The 20772-nt window shown below is 45.0% G+C and carries 24 protein-coding genes; 18 read left to right on the top strand and 6 right to left on the bottom strand.

Translation table 11 applies throughout. From position 1 onward, the window contains the following. The first annotated feature begins 32 nt into the window (after nucleotides 1–32). The 4 genes from H6G17_RS05485 (at nucleotide 33) to H6G17_RS05470 (ending at nucleotide 4068) form a co-directional block, all read left to right on the top strand. On the top strand, nucleotides 33–1790 hold the full coding sequence (locus tag H6G17_RS05485; RefSeq protein WP_192154922.1) for an Hsp70 family protein: 1758 nt from the start codon (nucleotides 33–35) through the stop codon (nucleotides 1788–1790). 22 nt (nucleotides 1791–1812) lie between these two features. Continuing rightward, nucleotides 1813–2199 (top strand): hypothetical protein, encoded by a 387-nt coding sequence (locus H6G17_RS05480; RefSeq protein WP_192154921.1) that lies wholly within the window; start codon nucleotides 1813–1815, stop codon nucleotides 2197–2199. Nucleotides 2200–2262: 63 nt separating this feature from the next. Beyond that, on the top strand, nucleotides 2263–3108 hold the full coding sequence (locus tag H6G17_RS05475; RefSeq protein WP_192154919.1) for a carbohydrate ABC transporter permease: 846 nt from the start codon (nucleotides 2263–2265) through the stop codon (nucleotides 3106–3108). 3 nt (nucleotides 3109–3111) lie between these two features. Beyond that, nucleotides 3112–4068, top strand: coding sequence for a D-2-hydroxyacid dehydrogenase (locus tag H6G17_RS05470; protein WP_192154917.1), 957 nt, complete (start codon nucleotides 3112–3114; stop codon nucleotides 4066–4068). Here H6G17_RS05470 and H6G17_RS05465 read toward each other — a convergent pair. Continuing rightward, nucleotides 4065–6752: a carboxypeptidase-like regulatory domain-containing protein gene (locus tag H6G17_RS05465; protein ID WP_192154915.1), complete on the bottom strand. Its 2688-nt coding sequence runs from the start codon at nucleotides 6750–6752 to the stop codon at nucleotides 4065–4067. The two genes, H6G17_RS05470 and H6G17_RS05465, sit on opposite strands and share 4 nt — an antisense overlap. Before the next feature lie 610 nt (nucleotides 6753–7362). Between H6G17_RS05465 and H6G17_RS05460 the strand changes: the two genes are divergently transcribed. Both H6G17_RS05460 and H6G17_RS05455 read left to right on the top strand, forming a co-directional pair. Beyond that, nucleotides 7363–7911, top strand: a complete 549-nt coding sequence (locus H6G17_RS05460) for a hypothetical protein (protein WP_192154913.1) — start codon at nucleotides 7363–7365, stop codon at nucleotides 7909–7911. 131 nt (nucleotides 7912–8042) lie between these two features. After that, nucleotides 8043–8867: a hypothetical protein gene (locus H6G17_RS05455; protein WP_192154911.1), complete on the top strand. Its 825-nt coding sequence runs from the start codon at nucleotides 8043–8045 to the stop codon at nucleotides 8865–8867. A 13-nt stretch (nucleotides 8868–8880) separates the two neighbouring features. On the opposite strand, the gene H6G17_RS05450 is transcribed toward H6G17_RS05455, so the two are convergent. Both H6G17_RS05450 and H6G17_RS05445 read right to left on the bottom strand, forming a co-directional pair. Further along, nucleotides 8881–9330 carry a hypothetical protein gene (locus H6G17_RS05450; RefSeq protein ID WP_192154909.1) on the bottom strand — a complete coding sequence of 150 codons (450 nt, stop codon included), beginning with the start codon at nucleotides 9328–9330 and terminating at the stop codon, nucleotides 8881–8883. Nucleotides 9331–9493: 163 nt separating this feature from the next. Further along, nucleotides 9494–9631, bottom strand: coding sequence for a hypothetical protein (locus H6G17_RS05445; RefSeq protein WP_015156971.1), 138 nt, complete (start codon nucleotides 9629–9631; stop codon nucleotides 9494–9496). Nucleotides 9632–9874: 243 nt separating this feature from the next. On the opposite strand from H6G17_RS05445, the gene H6G17_RS05440 reads away from it, so the two are divergent. Next, nucleotides 9875–10327, top strand: a complete 453-nt coding sequence (locus H6G17_RS05440; protein WP_192154907.1) for an EVE domain-containing protein — start codon at nucleotides 9875–9877, stop codon at nucleotides 10325–10327. Between the two features lie 42 nt (nucleotides 10328–10369). Here the strand turns inward: H6G17_RS05440 and H6G17_RS05435 are convergent, their stop codons facing one another. Both H6G17_RS05435 and H6G17_RS05430 read right to left on the bottom strand, forming a co-directional pair. After that, the gene (locus tag H6G17_RS05435; RefSeq protein WP_192155121.1) at nucleotides 10370–11539 is read right to left on the bottom strand and encodes a DUF1822 family protein; all 1170 of its coding nucleotides are present in this window, start codon (nucleotides 11537–11539) and stop codon (nucleotides 10370–10372) included. After that, nucleotides 11536–12750, bottom strand: a complete 1215-nt coding sequence (locus tag H6G17_RS05430; RefSeq protein ID WP_192154897.1) for a sigma-70 family RNA polymerase sigma factor — start codon at nucleotides 12748–12750, stop codon at nucleotides 11536–11538. The genes H6G17_RS05435 and H6G17_RS05430 overlap by 4 nt, the downstream gene beginning before the upstream one ends. A 133-nt stretch (nucleotides 12751–12883) precedes the next feature. Between H6G17_RS05430 and H6G17_RS05425 the strand changes: the two genes are divergently transcribed. After that, the gene (locus tag H6G17_RS05425) at nucleotides 12884–13153 is read left to right on the top strand and encodes a Mo-dependent nitrogenase C-terminal domain-containing protein (RefSeq protein ID WP_192154895.1); all 270 of its coding nucleotides are present in this window, start codon (nucleotides 12884–12886) and stop codon (nucleotides 13151–13153) included. Between the two features lie 349 nt (nucleotides 13154–13502). Here the strand turns inward: H6G17_RS05425 and H6G17_RS05420 are convergent, their stop codons facing one another. Then, nucleotides 13503–14360 (bottom strand): FecR family protein, encoded by an 858-nt coding sequence (locus H6G17_RS05420; RefSeq protein WP_192154893.1) that lies wholly within the window; start codon nucleotides 14358–14360, stop codon nucleotides 13503–13505. Nucleotides 14361–14581: 221 nt separating this feature from the next. Between H6G17_RS05420 and H6G17_RS05415 the strand changes: the two genes are divergently transcribed. From H6G17_RS05415 to H6G17_RS05370, 10 genes are all read left to right on the top strand, one after another. Further along, the gene (locus H6G17_RS05415; protein WP_192154891.1) at nucleotides 14582–14932 is read left to right on the top strand and encodes a hypothetical protein; all 351 of its coding nucleotides are present in this window, start codon (nucleotides 14582–14584) and stop codon (nucleotides 14930–14932) included. 282 nt (nucleotides 14933–15214) lie between these two features. Further along, nucleotides 15215–15598, top strand: a complete 384-nt coding sequence (locus tag H6G17_RS05410) for a hypothetical protein (protein ID WP_192154889.1) — start codon at nucleotides 15215–15217, stop codon at nucleotides 15596–15598. Nucleotides 15599–15728: 130 nt separating this feature from the next. Next, nucleotides 15729–16157 (top strand): hypothetical protein, encoded by a 429-nt coding sequence (locus tag H6G17_RS05405; RefSeq protein WP_192154887.1) that lies wholly within the window; start codon nucleotides 15729–15731, stop codon nucleotides 16155–16157. 76 nt (nucleotides 16158–16233) lie between these two features. Next, the gene (locus H6G17_RS05400) at nucleotides 16234–16587 is read left to right on the top strand and encodes a hypothetical protein (protein ID WP_192154885.1); all 354 of its coding nucleotides are present in this window, start codon (nucleotides 16234–16236) and stop codon (nucleotides 16585–16587) included. A 73-nt stretch (nucleotides 16588–16660) separates the two neighbouring features. Beyond that, nucleotides 16661–17047, top strand: coding sequence for a hypothetical protein (locus tag H6G17_RS05395; protein ID WP_192154883.1), 387 nt, complete (start codon nucleotides 16661–16663; stop codon nucleotides 17045–17047). A 23-nt stretch (nucleotides 17048–17070) separates the two neighbouring features. Then, the gene (locus H6G17_RS05390; RefSeq protein ID WP_192154880.1) at nucleotides 17071–17289 is read left to right on the top strand and encodes a hypothetical protein; all 219 of its coding nucleotides are present in this window, start codon (nucleotides 17071–17073) and stop codon (nucleotides 17287–17289) included. A gap of 43 nt (nucleotides 17290–17332) precedes the next feature. Beyond that, on the top strand, nucleotides 17333–17719 hold the full coding sequence (locus H6G17_RS05385; RefSeq protein ID WP_192154878.1) for a hypothetical protein: 387 nt from the start codon (nucleotides 17333–17335) through the stop codon (nucleotides 17717–17719). Nucleotides 17720–18098: 379 nt separating this feature from the next. Beyond that, nucleotides 18099–18497 carry a hypothetical protein gene (locus H6G17_RS05380; protein WP_192154876.1) on the top strand — a complete coding sequence of 133 codons (399 nt, stop codon included), beginning with the start codon at nucleotides 18099–18101 and terminating at the stop codon, nucleotides 18495–18497. A gap of 182 nt (nucleotides 18498–18679) precedes the next feature. Beyond that, nucleotides 18680–20041 carry a serine/threonine-protein kinase gene (locus H6G17_RS05375; protein WP_199316527.1) on the top strand — a complete coding sequence of 454 codons (1362 nt, stop codon included), beginning with the start codon at nucleotides 18680–18682 and terminating at the stop codon, nucleotides 20039–20041. Nucleotides 20042–20202: 161 nt separating this feature from the next. Next, nucleotides 20203–20673 (top strand): ABA4-like family protein, encoded by a 471-nt coding sequence (locus tag H6G17_RS05370; protein WP_192154874.1) that lies wholly within the window; start codon nucleotides 20203–20205, stop codon nucleotides 20671–20673. Nucleotides 20674–20772 lie beyond the last annotated feature (99 nt).

Genomic DNA, 20772 nt, shown 5'->3' with positions numbered 1-20772 from the left:
GCTTCATGACTCACAACTAACATTTATTAATTATGGGTAGAGCAGTAGGCATCGACTTAGGTACGACTAACTCTGAAGTGGCGATCGTCGAAAACGGACAAGCACGGGTGTTAGGGGGAGAAGATGGCGACCCGATCTTGCCCTCTTGTGTTGGGTTTAGCGAAACGGGCAAGCTACTCGTCGGACGGGAAGCCCTACGTCAGTATGCCGCAGCTCCAGAGCGGACGGTTAAATCGATTAAACGCTGGATGGGGACAGACCACAAGACAAAGTTGGGCGATCGCGAATATTCGCCCCAGGAAATTTCAGCCACGATCCTACGAGCGCTAAAACAAAGAGCGGAGAAGGCTCTGGGCGAACCCGTGACTCAAGCAGTCATCACCGTTCCCGCCTACTTTACCGATGCCCAGCGACAAGCAACCAAAACTGCTGGGGAAATTGCCGGATTTGAGGTGTTGCAAATTATCAACGAGCCAACAGCCGCAGCACTGGCTTACGACTTGCGATCGGAGGAGACGGAACGAGTCCTAGTTTACGATCTAGGCGGCGGGACTTTTGATGTCTCGGTGGTAGAAATTTCTGGAGAAGTCACAGAGGTACTGGCAAGTCATGGCAACAACCGCCTCGGTGGAGATGACTTCGATCGCCGCCTGCAACTCCATCTGAAGCAATTATTCCGCCAGCAGCACGGGGTAGACGTGCCGGACGACCCTGCCGCCGATGCCCGTTTGCTCCAAGCCGCAGAAAGTGCGAAGATTCAACTTAGCTCTCATGGCTTTACCACCGTGCGAGAAGCCTTTTTGGGTAGCAAGGGCAAGACAGCATTGCACCTAGAAGCCGAGATCTCTCGTCCTGACTTCGAGCAGTCGATCCGTCCGCTTGTAGAAGAAACTCTAGAAGCGATCGATCGCGCTTTGGCAGATGCCGAGTTAGAACCCAAAGACCTCGATCGCATCATTTTAGTGGGCGGTTCCACGCGCATACCCCTGATCCAACACGCGATCGAAGCACACTTGGGACAGTCTCCTACTGATGGCATTGAGCCAGATCTTTGCGTGGCATTGGGGGCATCGCTGCAAGCGGGAGTGCTAGTAGGCGAAGCCGTCGATGCGATTCTGGTCGATGTTACCCCTCATTCCTTGGGAATTTCGGCAGCGATCGATACTCCAATGGGAATCATGCCTGGATTCTTCAGCGTGATTATTCCCCGCAACAGCGTCATTCCTGTTTCTCGTGCCGAAGTTTACTCGACCATGAGAGACAATCAGGAAGCAGTTGAGATTGAGGTGTTTCAGGGCGAGAATCCTGCTGCTGAAGAAAATGTCCCCCTCGGTTCCTTCAAAGTGGAAAACTTGCCACTTAAATCGGCTGGTAGCGTCCAGGTGGAAGTTCACTTTGATTTTGACTTGAACGGTATCCTCACGGTTACAGCAACCGAGAAGGGGAAGGGACAGCAAGGAAAGCTAGTCGTGAATAATACTGGGGTGCATCGCCTCTCTAGCCACGAACTCCACCAAGCACGGTTAGATTTGGAAGAGTTGTTTGAGGATGATGAAGCCATCGAAGTAGATGCTACCGATTCATCCACTGTAGTTCTAAATCCCGAACTGACAGCTTTAATAGAACGGGCGCAGGTAGCTATAGAACAGTTGGATGAGGATCGCGCCGCACAATTGCAGGATCTATTAGACCAGATCGAAGCCGCAGCTAGCGAGGATGATGCCGAGTTAGAAGAACTCCAGGCAGAACTGGAAGACTTTCTCTACTACGCCAACACAGATGCAGAATAAGTATACGTAATTAAAATTAGCAATGAAATGCCCCGTTTGTCGCGCTACTTATCGCCCTAATGAAACTTTCTCCTGTCAACGTTGCAAAACCGATCTATCTCCCCTGATTCAAATTCACGATCGCGCTGTTTGGCATTATCGGCAAGCCCTACAGCTTTTTACCACAGGAGATTATCTAGCGGCACAGGCGCAGAACGACCGAGCGATCGCTCTACACTCAAACAATGCTGATTTTCACGCCCTTGCAGGGCAACTGTGGGCGCTTCAGGGAGATTTTCAGCAGGCGATCGTCGCTTGGAAACAAGCCCAAAAACTCGAACCGTTGCATCCAGTTGCTGACAATTGCTTGCAAGTTTTGACCAGAATAGGGAGCAGGGAGCAGGGACGAGCTGGGAGCAGGGGTGTATAAAAAAACTTTAGTTGGGAGATACAAGCTCTCTAGAAAAGGTAATTCGATTGCGGTGAGGAATATATGAATCAGGGTAAACAAAGACAAAATCGAACTTGGCGAACAATTTGGATATATGGTTTACTAGGCGCGATCGCAATTTTAATGCTGTTCCCTCTGTTGTGGCTGCTGAGTACGTCGCTGAAGTCTCCTACAGAAAATATTTTTCAGTTTCCGCCGCAATTTTTACCCAGTCAGCCAACATTTAATAATTTTATCCGCGTTTGGCAAACAAATCCTTTTGGCAGGTATTTATTTAACAGCACGCTCGTAGCATTACTAACAGTAGGGTTAAATTTGTTATTTTGTGCTTTAGCAGCTTATCCCCTTGCCCGTCTAGAATTTCGCGGTCGAGAAATTATCTTTACGGCAATTGTCACCACGATTATGATTCCGTTTCAAATTGTGATGATTCCGCTATATATCTTGACAGTACAGTTAGGGATGAAAAATACCTATTTAGGAATTATTTTTCCGGCGATCGCCTCTGCTTTTGGTATATTTCTACTACGGCAAGCCTTTCAAGGCGTTCCCAAAGAATTAGAAGAAGCTGCCCGCATTGATGGCTGTTCGGAATTAGGTATATGGTGGAACGTCATGCTACCCGCGATTCGCCCTGCCCTCGTCACGTTGGCAATTTTTGTCTTCATCGGTGCTTGGAGTGACTTTCTTTGGCCCCTCATTGTCATCGATCGCCCCGAACTTTACACTTTACCTTTAGGGGTGGCAATGTTAGCAGGAACCTTCTCTTTGGATTGGCGATTAATTGCTGCTGGTTCGATAATTTCAATTGCACCAATTTTAATTTTATTCCTATTCGTGCAACGTTACATCGTACCCACAGCAGCAGGTAGCGGCGTGAAAGGGTAATTTATGAAAATTGTTTTACCCACTAATTTAGCAGCACAGATCGAGTCTCATTTATCCAACGACGATCGCATTGTCAGGCTCGATCTTCAAGGCAATCTAAACGGAGATCCAAGCGATGCTGAGGTGTATCTTCATGAATGGTCTTATAATGCTTTTTTCGAGCGAGTATTATCACGATTACCTAATTTACGTTGGCTGCATACTGAAAGTGCGGGAATTGACCATTTACTCATACCAGCCTTAATATCACGCGATCTAATCGTGACAAATAGTGCCGGAGTTCATGCAATTCCCATTGCTGAATTTGTCTTAGCATATATGCTCGATCGCGCCAAATGCCTATCTAAATTTAAAGCCCAACAGCAAGATCGTTGGTTGTCATATCCAGAATTGGAAGTTTTGGGAATCCAAGAATTGATGGGTGCAACTATCTTAATTATCGGTGCTGGAGGTATCGGTCAAGCGATCGCCACCCGCGCTCAAGCTTTTGGAATGCGCGTCTGGGGGAGTTGCTTGCATCCGCGATCGCTACCTGGTTTCGATTTAGTTGTTGGGGCTGAGGAATGGCGTACACTTTTACCAAAGGTAGATTATCTCGTCCTCGCTACGCCTTTAACGGCTCAAACTAAACATTTAATTGATGCCAATGTCCTAAAATCCATGCAGGCAAGTGCTTATTTAATTAATATTGCCCGTGGCGGAATTATCGATGAGAATGCTTTAGTTCACGCTCTCCAAAAAGGTTGGATTGCAGGCGCGGCTTTAGATGCTTTTACTGTAGAACCACTACCAGCAGACAGTCAGTTGCGATCGCTACCCAATGTTTTTATTACACCCCACTGTAGCGGCATATCTCAACAGATGCAGCAACGGGTAATAGGGTTATTTCTAGAAAATTTGACACTTTATAAAGCTGGGAAATCTTTGCGCAACATCGTAGATAAAGCAGCTGGATATTAAACCTTGGTTTTCAAGTTAAGTTCTTGAAACGGTTTGGTAGATGTATCTAATTTCAACCGCAACTGCGAGTTACCATTTACTGTCAACGTATACTCGCCCTGGGATAATCCTTCTAGATAGTAAACTCCGGCGCTGTTCGTCACAGAAAATTTGCGCTGACCAGATTTTCCTATAGCTTCTACCGTTGCACCAGCAATCGGTCGATCTTGCGTATCGGTGACAACTCCAGTGCGGCTATAAGCAGGAACTAGAGGCACGAAAACAGGGGTGTAGCTGCCAGCACTGACAACCACAGCCACAGCTTGTAGGTGTGCTTGCCAATCGGGAGGGAATCCCGCCGGATCGAAGTCTAAGCGGTAGGTATTAGGTGGTAGGCGTAGGAGAATGCGGTTGTGTTGAATTTTCGGTCGCCAAGCGGTTAGTGGTTGATTATTCAGTATGAGTAACAGATCGCAGTTTTCGGTGTAAATCTCTTCACTTGGGTCGCGTTTTGAGTTGTTGTTGCGGTCAAAAAACGGTTGGATTAATAAACCGCCTTGGGTACGGAACTCGCTCGTATGCCTGTCGCCTGGGCTAATACCCGCCTGCAAGCCCAAGCTAGAAACCAACTCGATGCTGAAACTCGATTCATCAGAGATGAGAGATACTCCTTGGTAGCGTCCGCGTAACATCACGCCTGGTAGGACTGTCGTTCCTAGTGAGGCAAATAAACCGCCACCTCCAGAATTCATCCCGTAACCTAGTTGGGCTTCCCATAAATAGTTTCCATCGCTTGTCCGTTGTGGCGATCGATACTGCCAACCTAAAGTGAGTAAGCGATCGCTTCTACCTTGACTGCGAGTCTCATAATTTAATAGCAACGAGTGTCCGGTATTGCCATTGTCTTGAGATAAGTTGTACGTCAGTGCCGAATTCGTGCCAACTTCGTTACCTTGTAAGTTCAGTTCCAATCTGCCCAAACCTTGCAGTAAGTACCAACGCAGGCGACTTTTTGTATCCAAGCCAGCACGGACAAAGGTGAAGAAATTTTTCCTGCTAAAGCTAAATTGCACTCCTCCAGATGTGGCATCGCGACTGTTAGCTGAGGCGTATAAGCTGAAACTACGCGACAACTGCCAATTGAGATTCAAACGACTGGAATATCTATCACTCGATAGCAACGCACTGAAATTGGGTGAGGGAGTAAATTGAATATCGGCGATCGCCTCCAATTTAGAACCCGCCAGCGCCGAGACTGCTACCTGTAAAGGCAAGTTATCGGGTCGCCAGAAGACCTCTGCCAAGCCTTGTAAAGAGTCGTCGTAGACCCCTCCTAAGCCTACAGTCAACGTTGGCGATACACCCCAGCGTCCGGCGACTCCGCCACGAAACTCCCGCATGGAAGGAATTTGCGTGTCCGTATCGCTTTGCCAACCGCCAGACACGACGAACGCCGAAGCACCTGCGGGAATTTGTCCTGGTACGGTCGAAAAACTCGCTTCCCGAATTTCTGGTGGTGCAGTCAGCCGTCCTTGGGGATAGAGGAAAACACGGTAGTTGCTGTCATAAGCGCGATCGGATTTAATATTTTCAAAGCGATAGATTCCAGAAGAATCGACTAAAACTTCTGCGATCGCCCGACTACCAAATCCTCGGACTAACCTAACTAAGGTTCCTGGTTCGGCTTTACCGGCGATCGTACGTCCCACGACAGCAGCTTGCAAGCGTTGACGCGGATCGGAACTCCCAGCAGATAGACCCTGAGGTGGAGAAAAGCCTTGTCTTTGAACTAAGGTTAAACCCCAATAATTTCTCGTTTCTTGACTTTGCCAAAATGTCGGTTGAGAGCCTACAAAATAGTCGGTAAAATCGGTTTGACGCAGAAATTGAGCTTCGGCAAGTTTCCAAGTGGAGAAGTTTTGCAATTGGGATTGGGTTGTACGGACAAACCAAGAACCACCAAAAGCACTACCAACAGCAAGTGTGTCTCCCGTGTAAGTGGGTGTGGTGTCTCCCGTTCCCGTAGCATTGACCCTTTGTTCCATACCAGCAATATTTAATCTGCCAGGATAGAGGCGTTGTAAGCCATTTAAGACAACAGGTGTTTCGGTTTCTTCAAATGTATTTGTTGCTGGCTGAGTCAGCCAAGGCACTTCTAAAATAATTGCATATTCATTCAGGTCGAATTTCGCTTTTATTCCAAATAATGTTTGTAAATCTTGAATCGAAAATACTAAGCCTAGTTCGGGATCGGTACGCAGTTTTTTGGGATTGAGACGAGTCACAATTCCAGCGGAACGAACTTCTATTTGACCGTCTGCTAAAGTGGTGACGTTAAATTTTAAGACTTGAATGACATCATCGTAAGATAATTGCCAATTGGCAAAGTTAAGCGCTTGTCTGCCGTCTTCTTGTCCTCGGACTAAAGCACCAGATTTGACATTGCGATCGCCTATATTTATTCCTACAGGAAAAACGCTAAACTCAGTCGGCAAACTGACGAGATGTGTCTCAGAAGGCGTTAACGATTTGTCTGAACTGTTGACAAGAGTTACTGGTGCAGCAGAATGCATGAGTTCAGAATTTAAGAAATCTAGCGAAATTTGTCTAGCATTTTCATTTGATATTACTTGCGCGATCGCTGTTTCAAAAGTTCCCAGCACAGCCGTGAGGAGCGATAAAATCAGCAGATATTTTGTTTTCATATATTGAATATCAATGCGTCCAGGTCAGTTAAATTGAATTAACTTATCAACAGGCGATCGGCTAACAAGTAACAATTTTGTAAAACTTTAATCCTACAAAAACTCCTATCTAGATATTTACTTTCCAAAAGCAGCAATACATTACCAGCCGATTTTGGTAATGTAAATAAAGTTATTTTGAGCGAATAGCGGATTAATATAGCTCGACAATTATTAACGTCACATCCGTAGAATCCACGATATTTCTCGCTCGACGTGCAAATACCAGCTAAATAATCGAAAATAAATAAATTATTAAATAAAATCGCTATTTTCGTCGTTTTTTACGGCTAAACTTACGTAATTTCTCTCAGATAGTTTTGAGAAATACTTGCTTATTGTAGTAATCAGTCACAGCAATAGTTGAACCTGAAATTGAATGACATGAGTTAAAAAATCTCTAGTTGATTAATTTAACTGAAGTGATTTTTTAGAGCTATCAAGTAGTTTTTTATTAGGAAAAGCTATCTGTACTTAGAATGCATAGACTAATGCAAGTCTACTTCTAAGCAGTACTTTGCTGTGTCCTAGTTGAAAAATTCACCAAGATTTAATTTGAAAGGAGTAGCTTATGAATTGGCGTTTAGCTTTAGCTAGTAGTCTTGCTGTGTTGAGTACTGCATCTTTCATCCCCGTGGCAAATGCAGCACCAACAACCCAAGATGTTTCATTTAACGGCACTGTTGCAGGAAGCTGTGTATTTTCTGGAACTGTTGGCGGTACTCTCGGTCAGGTTATGCCCAAATATGGCTGGGTTGAATCTAGTGGAGGTATTCCTGGCATGGCAGCTAATCTTCCTGCCGGACAAACAATGATTAACTGTAATTCTCCCGCTCAACTAAGTACTTCTGTTCCAGTAGCAGTCAGCGTCCCTGCTAGTTTTAATCCACAGAAGTTACAATCTCTTGTTTACGATGGAGTAAATTATACTACCGCTTATTCCGGTGGTAGTACTTTTGATAGTGGTGCGTGGAACAAGCCTACAACTCCCATAACAATTCCTTCTGGTGTTGATGTTCCACTCCAAGTTGGTATGGCTGCTGGTACGAGAAGCTTTACTTCTGACGTTCCTAGCGGCACTTACCAATATATGGTTACTTTGACTGCAACCCCTAACTAATGCTATGACTGATTTGCTTAATTAAAAGCAATTGAGAAGTGACGAACTTGGTTTTTTCAAACCAAGTTTCGTTGCTAAATAGAGTTGCGCCTGCGTAACTAACAACAATAGTTATTTTGGTAAAACCATTGATGAATGTTGCTGCCATCGGTCGCTATTCGTTACTAGGTAGTTGTTTGCTATCTAGCTTTTTATTTTGGGGCAGTGTTGCCCGTGCAGATATTGCTATTACTCCTATGGTCGTGGAGACAGAAGCCAAACGGGGTCAAGCACAAGGTACGATGACTGTTTACAATCAAGCACCAGAAGCCTTTCGCGCCCGCGTTTACACTGCTCCCTTTACTTACGACAAAGAACAAGGGTTTCAAGCGTTGAAATCTAGCCCTAACGATCTCAGCCCCTATCTGCAATTCTCTCCTACAGAGTTAGTCGTTCCTAGCTCTAGTAAGCGGAAAATTCGTTTCATTGTACGTTTTCCACCCAGCTTACCAGATGGTGAATATCGCACTATGATTTTTACAGAAAACCTTCAGGCGGCTAAAGTTACGCAAACTAACCAGGCAAATCAAGTCACGTTCATCACTTCTGTTGTGCCGCGCATTGGTGTCACTGTATACGTCCGCAAAGGAGATGTATCACCAAATCTCGTTGCTAATAGTGCCAAATTTAACCCAAGATCGAACCAAGTGCAATTACTCGTGCAAAATACAGGCAAAGCTTCTGCTGTTGTAGCTGGAAATTGGACGTTGACACAAGGCAAGCAAGAGATTTCTACAGGTAAAATTAACGATACTACGGCGATCGCCCAAGGAGAACGCTACGTATTAATTTCTGCTCAAACTCCACAACAAGCTAAGTTAGCACCAGGAGAGTATCAACTCTCTGGTGAGATGAAATGGGGTGAGGACAAGAAAAATCACACTCCCTTTAGCGTCAGCTTCACCGTACCGCAGTAATTAAGGTTAGTAATCAAGGTGGCGTGACAGTGACGCTGAGAGTCAAGCGATAGTTATAATTCCCCGGCGTAAAAGCAACAGGACGCTCTACCCGCATCCGCACTTCTAAATCCGTGTTACCTGTGGGTAAGTTGGCAGTATTATTTTGACTATCGCTGCTTAGGCTATTTGCTCCAAAGTTCAGAAAGCCTATCCGCGTCGTCCCCGCTGGATCGTCTGACACTCCTTCTACCAAACTCGGAGGTAAAATACTAATCTGAGCCGCTAGCTCTGATGGTACGCTAACGCTCAGGGTCGCTGGTGCAGTTGACTGCAATATTTTCATATTCCCCAACATCGGCTCTACAATGCCAGGGTTAACACTGCTGAATGCTACTTGAGATGTTTCTTGAGCGATCGCAGTATAATTACTCAAGCCTACCAAAATCGATCCAGTGACAAATAATGTTAATCGGTGTAGCATTCGGCTCAGAATATGTGAATTCAGAAATATGTGAGTTCAGACAATGTGAATATTGATCGATTTCACTCTAGCGATCGCGAGAGTGTCAACCGGGAATATGGCATTTTCAAGTTATGAGTGTCAAGGATATCGAGCCGAAATAACCTTACACTTTGCGATCGTCTCAACCTTTGGTTAAGCGAATATGCTCCATAATCCGTTTCTTGCGGTCTTCTGAATTGAGTGACGGTTTAATAAAATCTCCCGTACTACGAGATAAATGTTCCATAATCTGCCGTTGCCGATCTGATGCTTCAGCCATGAGCTAGCTAATCTCCAATGCTACTATTTTTATCAATACTTCATATTATTTTACGTAAATTCATTAATTTTGGAAACGCCTTTTGTACGGGCGGGTTTTGAACAAAGATTGATTGCTAAAATCGTGAATCTGTCGCTAAACCCGCCCCTACGACTTTTGTACGGGCGGGTTTTGAACAAAGATTGATTGCTAAAATCGTGAATCTGTCGCTAAACCCGCCCCTACGACGACTTACGACTTAAAATGAATTATTGGTTAATGAAATCAGAACCACAAACTCATAGCATTTCAGACCTCGATCGCGATCGCACCACAATTTGGGATGGGGTACGCAACTATCAAGCTCGCAACTATTTGCGTCAAATGCAAGTAGGAGATTTAGCTTTTTTCTACCACTCTAATGCCACACCCCCAGGAATTGTGGGTTTGATGCGAGTTGTCACACCTGAAGTTATCGATCCGATGCAGTTTGACTCTAGTAGCCCCTACTACGACCCAAAATCGGATTCTGATTTGCCGCGCTGGCACACAGTTAAAGTGGAATTTGTCAAGGTTTTTCCTCGATTTATTTCCCTACCTACGTTGAAACAAAAATTTAGCCCAGAAGAACTAGGCGTAGTCAGACCAGGCAATCGATTATCAGTAATGCCCGTTACCGATGCGATCGCCCAGAGAATACTAGCATTGGCTCAGTGAGTGTTGGTAATTGGTAATTGGTAATTGGTCAGGAGTCACTGCTCAAAACCGCAAAATCTCGCGATCGTAATTGATTGGTGTGGGTTCGATTTCCCAAATTAAGCCTTCGCCTGAGGCAAGGGAGACTTCGACAAATAAACATTCTACAGGTTTGCTAGCTGTATCTTCGTTGCCTTCAAATGCTTGTAAGTCTTCGGTCAGCAAGCGTAGTGTAAATCCGGCAGGAATGGAATCCCCCATAGCATGACGTAACTCAAATCGCCAGACTCCCCCTGTACGAGGCATCACTCGTAATTCATACTGCTGCTGGGCAATAATCATGTGGCGAGTCAGCAAAACTTCTGGAAAGAATTGTGTCGTCCCTCGTGCTGCTGCCATTGCTGTTGCTGGTTGCCAGGTGCTTTGTCCCCATCCCATCTGTCTTGCTGCGTCCGATACTCCTGTTTGCAGCCATTCCAAAACCGACCACTGTTCGGGATGTCCCAAACGGTGATGGTAAAGTTTTTGTCGCCAACCGCCATGCGAGATTAACGCACCCCATAATTGGAACGGTACTGCCAAGCGCGGACTTACAACTTCTGAGTTTCCCAGGCGGGGAATTAAATTTTCTACCTGTGCTAGAGGAATGACGGGTAAAGCTGCAACTGTCCGGCGCGTCGTTTCAGTAATACCGAGTTGTCTACCTACCCACAATACGCTCATGTTCTGAATTACATGGGCTTCATCTAGGCAATAGCTGCGGTCTTGGGAGTCGTAGCTACCATTTTGTTTGAGTTGTTCGTGGGTAGCATAACCCCAAATTCTAATAGATCCACAATCGGGGTCTACTTGTACGCCAAAGTAATAATCGGCAACCCAGTCGGGAATGTCTACCCATTCTTGAGGTACGCGCAGTTCGCTCAAGTCAATTGTCTCTGTAGGAATTAAGACTATCCGCATCCTGTCCCAAGCTACGCCCGTTCCATTGACGAATTCCCAGATGCTAGGTAAAGCGGTGAAACTCGGTACAGCCAGAGCTTTTCCAGCGTGTTCTTCGCGCAACCAGGGTAATATAGTCTGGAGGCAAACTTGATTGAGATAGGCGTTCCAACGACTGCTGGGATGAGAACAAGCTTGGCTGCGCTGCCATGCCTGCGATCGCACCAAATCGGACACTTCCAGCCACAACTGTGTCGGATCGGTCAAAGTTAGCGAGTTAGGATCGAAGGTCATGAGGTAGACTCCATGAGCGAAGAGGGACGGCGGTAATGTACCTGCAACCATTCCTCTAAAACTGTGTTGATATTATTGAGTACCTCTGATGTCAGAGTAATATGCAATGTCTCTTGACTCCATTTTGCCAAAGCCAGTAACAAACTTTCTCTGGCTCTGGTGAGGCGGCGAGAAACTGTATATTGTTTGGTGTCGATCGCTTTGGCAATTTCCTGTTGCGTCAGTCCCTGTCCGTAGTACATTTGCATAATTGTCTGTGCTTGCGAGTCCAATTTAGCGATCGCTTCTGCTAAAACTGCCTGCATCTGAATTTGCCGCGATTGCTGTTTTTTCTGTTCTTCAACAGCAATCATTTCATTGAGATAATTATCTTGCTCGAAGTTACCTAGATCGTCAAGAAATGCTCCTGATTCTTGCCCTGGTTTAGGAGCATCAATCGATACGAGTGAGGGATAAAGGTAAGAACGTGCGGCTTTGGCACAGGCAATGAGCCATTTTTCTAGCGTCTGGGCGTTACATTCTGCCCCTGATGGCTGGAGTTGGGTAATGCGTTCTTGATTGTAAAGTTTAGCGATCGCCTCCCAAGTCTCGGATTCCGGTTTGGGCAGCTGGCGAGTTCCCGTGGGGTGAGTCGGGACGTAAAGCGTTTTAAAGCAATTCCAAGCAAGGACGTAACGGTTAGTAACGTCCATACCAAGTCCGGCATTTTGTAAAGACTCCACCAGTCTTTTTTGACTCAAGCGACGCAGCAGCGACCAATTTGTAGAGATATCGACTTCTTGCTGTTGGCGCAGCAAATCTTTCAGGACGCTGCTAAAAATGGCACTGGCATAGTTTTTGAACCCATAGCCCAATTGGGGATTAAAGCCTTTTAAGACCTTATCAAAACGGGCGATCGCCATTTGAAAGCAATCGGACAAGGTGTATTGGGATGAAGCAAAGCTGGCACTCGTTTTATGTGCCGTCCAGTAGCACACTTCCTGCAAGTAAGCGGTAAGGTGTGCCTTAGCTAGACTATCAGGCTGAGTTTGCCACAATTTATACCAGTAAAGAACCCAATAGTTTTCCGCCGCCTCCATTTGCGGAGATTGTGCCAGCCTAGCTTGCATACTCCGCCGCAAGTGCGGGTCGCTGACCCAAGCACGGAAGCGGTCTGCGTCAAATTGCAGAAAGGTCGAAAAGATTTCGATAATGCCTTGACGGGGACGCATGAATCAATCGCTCACGTTAATTGCATAACACAGCAGAGGTAAACCTATCAAATAAATGAAGGTAATTAACCACCTATATAAATAAAACCCATCAGTTCAACCTAATTTCAGTATTACAAAAGGAGAGATCCCTATGTTCGCACCAATCGCACTCAAAAGTAATATCTGCCAGTGGTTAGAAAGTCTAGAAATTCACAATCCCAAATTTGCTCATCTGTTTTGTCAGTTAATTCCCTCACGGTGTCCTTTTGAACGGACAATTACCTGCTTTGGGCGTACGCTGGTTCACATTCCACCTCTATGCAAGTTAAATCCTTTCTACGAACAGATCGTTTACCTCCGCTTCAAGTGCCTGTGCTTCCTAGCAGACGAGTGTGGTGAAGATGTTACGGTTTATTGTTAAACGGCGGGAGTCGGCAGTCGGAGAGACAAGGAGGACAAGGGAGACAAGGAGGACAAGGGAGACAAGGGAGAATAATTATCATCAACAAATGACGAATGACGAATGACAAATGGCGAATGACGAATGACGACACAGATTGGGTTATGGATGTGAAAGATAATTGCTAGCACTGTCCCAGGACTATTGTGGATGCATCTGGTGTTGGCGCAGGACGAGCTATTAACCCGTACTGAAGTTTTAGAAGTTAGATACTCTGTATAACCGCAACGCGATCGCGGACAGATTTACGCTTCCTCTGCTAGTTGGGATAACGCGATGAAATTATGGGATGTAAAAGCGATCTGACCCATCATCTCCTACTTGGCACAGATGGAAATCCCTGAAATACATTCTGAGAATTTGTTGAAATATCTTTTGGCTCTTCTTTAACGGTACACGGTACGATCTGCTCGAAACCAGGTGGGGGTTCGGTTTCTTCGCGGAATTGATCTTCTAAAGCTGCGATCGCCTGATTTCGGACTGTCAGAATCGTATTTTGTGCTTGTGGCGGGAGGCTATCGCTCAGTGTTTCCTCCGCCGTGCCTAAGTCAGCCGCTAGATTGCAGGCTTTGTAAAATCGCCTCAAGCTCATATCTTTTACAGATGTCAATTCTCCTTGTTTCACAGATGTGCGCTGTCCCGCATCTAAAACCACTACGCCTTCACCCCCAGAAGTTGCAACAGTCACGGGGACTTGGGGGTTTTCGGTCAAAACTCCAATCGATGTCATGTGTTTATCTGAGTTATGCTGCACCCATACAGCTGTTCCCGGCGCTGTAACTACAGCTTCTGGTGTCACAACAGTACCGCTCTTATCCCCAGGTGGAAAAATAAACAAGCCAGTACCGTTACGCAACTGAAAACTACGACTACCAGGTACAAAGCGAAAAATAGCATTTCCCCCCAACCGCACCAGCGAACCTTCATTAAAAACTAAATCTGCTCTGGCGAGGGGAGCGGTTTTGATGGTATCGAGAGGCTGAACCATGTCTGCAACTTGCGCCGATCGCGGCGGTTGGTTTTTCAGCCATAATTGGACTCGATCCACTAATTTATAAATTTCTGCTTGAGTTAATAAATCTGACTGCGCGATCGCTAGACTGCCGAACATGCCTACCAGATTAGCAGAGATAAATCCTGGCGCGAGCGAACGTTGCCACCATTTCATCAAAATCATCTCCTTAACCATTAGGAACTTATACAACTCAGTCAAAGTCTTTTTGGAAGGGAGCAGGGAGTAGGGAGCAGAGAGGCAGGGGGGCAGAGGAGCAGGTGAGCAGAGGAGAACGATCTCCAATTCCGAATTCCGAATTCCGAATTTTCCCCACACCCCACACCCTTTCTTCACTGATAACTGACTGACAGCTAAGTACAAAGGAAGAAATTACTATGAAAATCGATCGCATCCTCAAAACTGGTTGCAGCGGTTTAATTTTAGCTGCAAGTTTCGGATGGCTTTGTCTGCCTGCCCGAGCCGATAAGATTATTCAAATTAACACGCAAATTACTGGGCAAGATGGTAATAGCAATACTTCGGTACAACAATCTTCTCAAACTGCCGAAATTGATAAAAAGGGGATAAAAACGAAATTCGATCGCTCCGGTGACTACGACTATTTGCACGATTCCTCCGAGTCTTCTCGCCAAGACAAGCATAATCGAGGCAATAACCAACAAACCAATCGCAATGACAAGAAAAACACTTCTGTCGATCGCGGCATTACTGTTTATCCTCGCTAGTACCTGCGATCGCTAGTAGCTACAGCAAGTATTCTCAATGCTCTGGCGCGATCGCGTCAAATGTTTGATATATCTTGCGATCGCCGCTTTTTTTTCTCTCTGTTCTCAAAAAATTTTGCTTTCTTTCCGAAATCAGGCACAACTTTTCTGATTAACTGTAATAGTGATGCAGCAAGTAACTAAAAACACCTGCTCATCTGTGGAACAAATCTCTAAAAACCTCCGACATGAAGGATATCTTCCTTCTGAGGATAACAACCAAGTGCAAGTGAAGTAATAAAAATGACAAACAAAACTCTCAGAACCAATCTTAACGCCGGACTCAGAACAGGTTTAGTTGGATTAATCGCTGCTGCTGGCTTTGGTCTAATTGCTTTACCTGCCAAAGCCAACGATAACGAGATTAATCAAGGTAACACGCAAACCACCGGACAAGAGGGATACAACAACACCTCCGTCAACCAAAATACCCAAACGGGCGAAATTGAGGAAACTGAAACTAGATTTGGTCGTCCCGATCGCCGAGAAGGTCGTCCCGATCGCAACTCCATCAACCAAGGTAACGACCAACTCACCGATCAATATGGTGATGGTAATACTTCTGTCAACCAAAACACTCAAGATGGACGGATTCGCCGCGACCGCTTTGAGGTTCGCGATCGCTAAACCCCAATTCCCATCCTGCAATAGGTTGGGTTATGCTGCTTACACACACCCGCGCTGGCGATCGGATTTGACGACCCTCAACTACAGAACCAATCTCAGAAACCGATCTTAGTCGAAGGAAGTCACGCACATGCTAAACACCACTTCACATCCAGAAGTGAAGAGAATTTTCTCAACTTGTTTGCTCGGTCTTGTTGCTGCTATCGGCATTGGATTGAATTCCCTTCCCGCGCGTGCCGATGTCACTAGTCGTAGTAGTTCTTCTAACAGTGCAACAGCGAGCGATGGTGGCAGCGTCAACCAAAGCACTCGGCAAACGAATATCATTCACAGTGACGGTTCGGGAAATCATACATCAACTCAAAATTCCCGTGTCAGTGGCTCTGCAAGCGGTGAAAACAACCGCATAGATCAACAAATCGACCAATACAGCGACCAAGATCGACGTGGTGACAGCACGAACAGTACCACCAGACAAAACGCTCAAAGCGATGCTGTGACGAACGGAACCGATAACCGCATCCAGCACAAGATCGACCAATTCATTCGACGAAGATAAGAATTCGCTGTAGAGACGTTACATGTAACGTCTCTACAGCCCAACTAACAACTAAGTGCAAAAAGAAGGAAAAACTATGACAACCATCAAATCTACGGTTAAAGCTGGTCTAGTCGGAATTATTGCTGCTGCTGGCTTTGGATTGCTGGCGCTGCCTGCTAAAGCAGACGAGATTAAACAAGATTCAGTCCAAACCACAATCCAAGAAGGAAATAACAACACTTCTGTTAACCAAAGCACTCAAAACGCTGAAATTGATAAATCTGAAAGAAGATTTGGACGGCGTGGTGGTGCAGAGCGTTCGAGAGATGTTATCAATCAAACCTCCGATCAATTGACCGATCAATTTGGTAGCGGTAACACTTCTGTCAACCAAAACACTCAAGATGCTCGAATTCGCCGCGATCGCGATGTATTTCATCGTCGTTAAGTGGTAGTTAATGGTTGAGAGATGAGAGCTAGCTCTCACTCTCAACCACAATTATTAGTGCAGGTATCTGCTCATGATGAACAAAAAATCGATTTCAGTCTTGGTTGCCTCTATTTTCCTAGTGTTACCAATGGAAATGGCAAAAGCAGGCAACGTAGAAATCCGGTCGAGTAATGGGGGATCGACGGTCGTTCGGGGTGACGACATTCGCGTTACCAACGGCAACTCTCAAGTTACAATTCAACGCAATCGCCCAGCCGTGAGAAGTAGCAACCGCTGGCGGCGGATCTACAATACTCGTACCAGACGCAGCCCTTGGAGTGTCAGCCCCCAAGTCCGGCGGACGCAAACCAGTTGTAGAGGCGGTAGTACATACAGTCACCAAAGTTCTTCCACAACCACTTCTTCTGGTAGTGGAGTTAGCCGCACTCAAACTTCTTCCACAACCACTTGCAGATAGCCGTCGGTAAATAGGAGCTAAAAGTGCGGTTTAAATTCTGGTTACTCGGCTTACTCAGCGTTACCACTTTATCTGTGGCTGCTTGCGCGATCGAGCAACCTCGTGCAATTGATAATTCTCAAGTTCTGAGAAATCGAACTGATTGTAACAAGGGGAATTACAGCCACCAGCGATCGCAGACCACTGTTTCTTCTGGTGGCGTTTCTCGCACCTATAGTTCTTCATCAACAACGTGCGAATAAAACTACAAATCAGCATTCACATCAGGAGGAAAAAGTGAGATTTATGAGATTTAAATTTTTGTCCCTTGGTTTATTTTCCCTTTCTACTGTAGTGGCTTTAGGTACGACAACAATTAAACCCGCCCAAGCTGTTTGTACTGCAACTGACGTGAACGTGCAAGTGGGCGTATCTAGAGAGCCAGCCGAGCAAAACAACGAAGCTAGCGCCGAGTTTGACGAAAATTGCTACAACAACAATAGTACTCATACGTCTACTCAAGTCGGTCAAGGCGATCGCGTCAGACAAAATCGCCGCAGCGAACATAAACTAGGTGGTCGTGAAGGCGACAACAAATTGCGCGAAATGGGGATAGATACTCCAAATATTTATACTCCTGTCGATGTTCGCGTGAATGTACCTACTCCAGAAGGAGCTTTGGAACGCCGTTAGAGCCATTATCAGTTATCAGTTATCAGTAGGGTGGGTAATGCCCACCTAGTACTTGAATTATAGGCATCAAACAAGATTGCTAGAACGCAAATCATCTTAATAACTGCAATAACCGATCGCTGTTCGTAGCATATTTCAATTTTCTTGAAGTTAATTCCACAAATCCCCTCACCCTTTTGTACACTGAGCTTATACAAAGGGGTTTTTCAGTTATCAGTAATTAGTGACCAATTACCCATTACCCATTACCACTCACTTTCTCCCTACTAACTTAAAGATGTTAATCGGATTCATAATTGCTGTTTTAGGACTAAGTTCGCCATTGAATTATTATCAAAATAATTTATTTTTACCATCAAACAGTCAAATAATTGAACCTATGAATTATTCAAGAAGCTATTCGTATTCTCATACTGTTGCTAGCACCTATAGTCAATCATCGACTCAGTCGTCGCAGCAACAAACAACCGGAATTAGTTTGAATGCAACCGCACTGCGATCGCCTCACATTTTATCAGTGGCGATCGCCGGAAATACCCGTCTAACCGGAAAAGTCATGGTAGATGGGGTAGAAGTGAAAAAACTACAAGCAAGTCAAACAAGCTTCAATTTAGTGCCTTATTTAACAAAAGGAGCTAACAAAGTTGAAATTGTGGGCGAGTATCGACCAGTTTCCTCTAACGTGGCGATTAAACTTTCTGGACCTGGGACACAAATATCACAGCAAGTCAGTGGCAACGGTAAATTAAGACAAACGCTCATTATTACCGTTCGTTAAGCTTTTTCAAAAATCTCTTATTTGTTTGTGAATAATTAAGTTATAGGGTAGGCATCGCTTACCCTATTTTAGATTTGGTCTTGCATAACCATTCTACTTCGCTCCTAATTAATAATAAGAGTAAATAGGATGATAACTTTATACACACCTCTCCCTCCACTTTGTCCGAGGAAAGGATCGCTATGGCTGACGGTAACAATAATAACGCCAATTTTTTAAAAATCGTTTATACCAAAGTCACAACCAACGGTCAAACTGAGTTAGTGCCACTCAAACTCTACTCAGAAGTGCCGATTGAAGAAATTGCCTTGCCTGAAGTGAAAACTCAAACTGCAAATACGGCAACGGGAATGTTAATCGCTAATCGTTATTTGCTACATCGAGTTTTAGGACAAGGAGGGTTTGGACGGACATACCTAGCCTACGACCAACATTGCTTTAATAAGTTTTGCGTTTTAAAAGAATTTTTACCAGATTCAATTGCAACACATTGTTTGCAAAAATCTCGCGATTTGTTTGAGCGGGAAGCAAGAATATTATATCAAATCTCTCACTATCAAATCCCTAAGTTTTTAGCTTGTTTTGAAGATAACGGACGGCTATTTTTAGTTCAGGAATACGTTGACGGCAAGAATTATTCTCATATTTTACGAGACCGTCTACTAAAAACCGGACAAGCATTTTCAGAAGCAGAAATATTCCAATGGCTTCAGCATTTATTACCTGTATTGGATTACATTCACCAACACGGAATCATTCATCGCGATATTTCTCCCGATAATATCATCTTTGATGGCGAGAAAAATTTACCCGTATTAATTGATTTCGGCGTAGGTAAGCAGGGAGTAGAAGCATCTGGTAATATGGCTGCTAATAACTCCGGGCAAGCCTATATTAACTATAAATCTATGGTGGGTAAAGTTGGCTATGCGCCCCACGAACAAATTCGGATGGGTCACTGTTCTCCTAGTAGCGACCTCTATGCTTTGGGAGTAACTGCAATTGTTTTATTAACAGGTAAAGCACCCCATGAATTGCTCGATCGCTATTCTTTAGAGTGGCTCTGGCAAGATTATAAACCCGTCAGTCACGGCTTGACTCAAATTCTGAATAAAATGCTTGCCGACAGACCGCGAGAGCGCTATCAATCGGCAATGGAAGTACTTTCAGCAATGGGTGGAGCGCGATCGCAGCCTACTGTAATTAATCAACCTAGGTCAGGATTTCAACCGCAATCGCCACAAACAACTGTATTTCCCAGCCAACAACAGGCTTCTTTTTATCCGCAGACTACAGGTAATTTTCCCTCACAACCACCACAAGTCACGCCACCTCCAATCGAGCAACGTTCCTCGCTGCATCCCGAATTCGTGAAACTTTGCCATCAAGAACTAACTAATTTTGTGGGACCAATTGCGAGTTTTCTAATTCGAGAAACTTTAACTCAAAACCCTAGTATATCGGCTCATATGTTAGTAGAAGCTTTAGCCGAAAAAATTCCCAATCCACAACAGGCGATCGCGTTTCGTCGTCGTTTGCACTAGATTTTTGTACTAGATTTAAGTATATGTATATTGATAGGGTGCGTTAAATAACGCACCCTACCTAGATTTAAGCGCGATCGTATAGTAACTTGACAGATAGCGATCGCCCCCTGTAGTAATGCTGTAGTAGTGCTATTGTCTCACCCCTACTTTGCAGTATCATGACAATCGAGCAACTCTTCAACGGCGCGAATATCTTCGTTTTACCCTTTTGGGTATTAATAATTCTGCTGCCAAATTGGGGCGTAACCCGAAAGATAATGGAATCTTACCTCCCGTTTGTCGCCTTAGCAGTGTTATACGGTTTTTTCTTCGTCAACAGTCTCACAGCCGAAAACGCTCAAGCTTTATCCAATCCCCAATTAAAACTAGCAGATCTCGCCCAAATCTTCGCCGATCCGAAAGTCATGGCGACGGGATGGACTCATTATCTCGTCATGGATTTATTTGTCGGACGTTGGATTTACTGGGAAGGACAGCGCACCGGAGTTTGGACGATTCACTCATTAGCCTTGTGTTTATTTGCAGGTCCTTTAGGCTTACTCTCCCACATTCTCACTAGCGCGATCGGTCAAAAGTTCTTTACTCGTACTGAAGAGAGTAAGGTAGAAACTGTTACTACATCTAGCTGAATTGGTAGTTGGTAGTTGGCTAGACTGATAACTGATAACTGAAGCAATGAGTCATCGGTAATGGGTAATTGGTAGTTGGCTAGACTGATAACTGACAAC

This window comes from Chroococcidiopsis sp. [FACHB-1243] (assembly GCF_014696895.1).
Taxonomy (GTDB): Bacteria; Cyanobacteriota; Cyanobacteriia; order Cyanobacteriales; family Chroococcidiopsidaceae; genus Chroococcidiopsis.
This window is presented reverse-complemented; position numbering and strand designations above follow the sequence as displayed.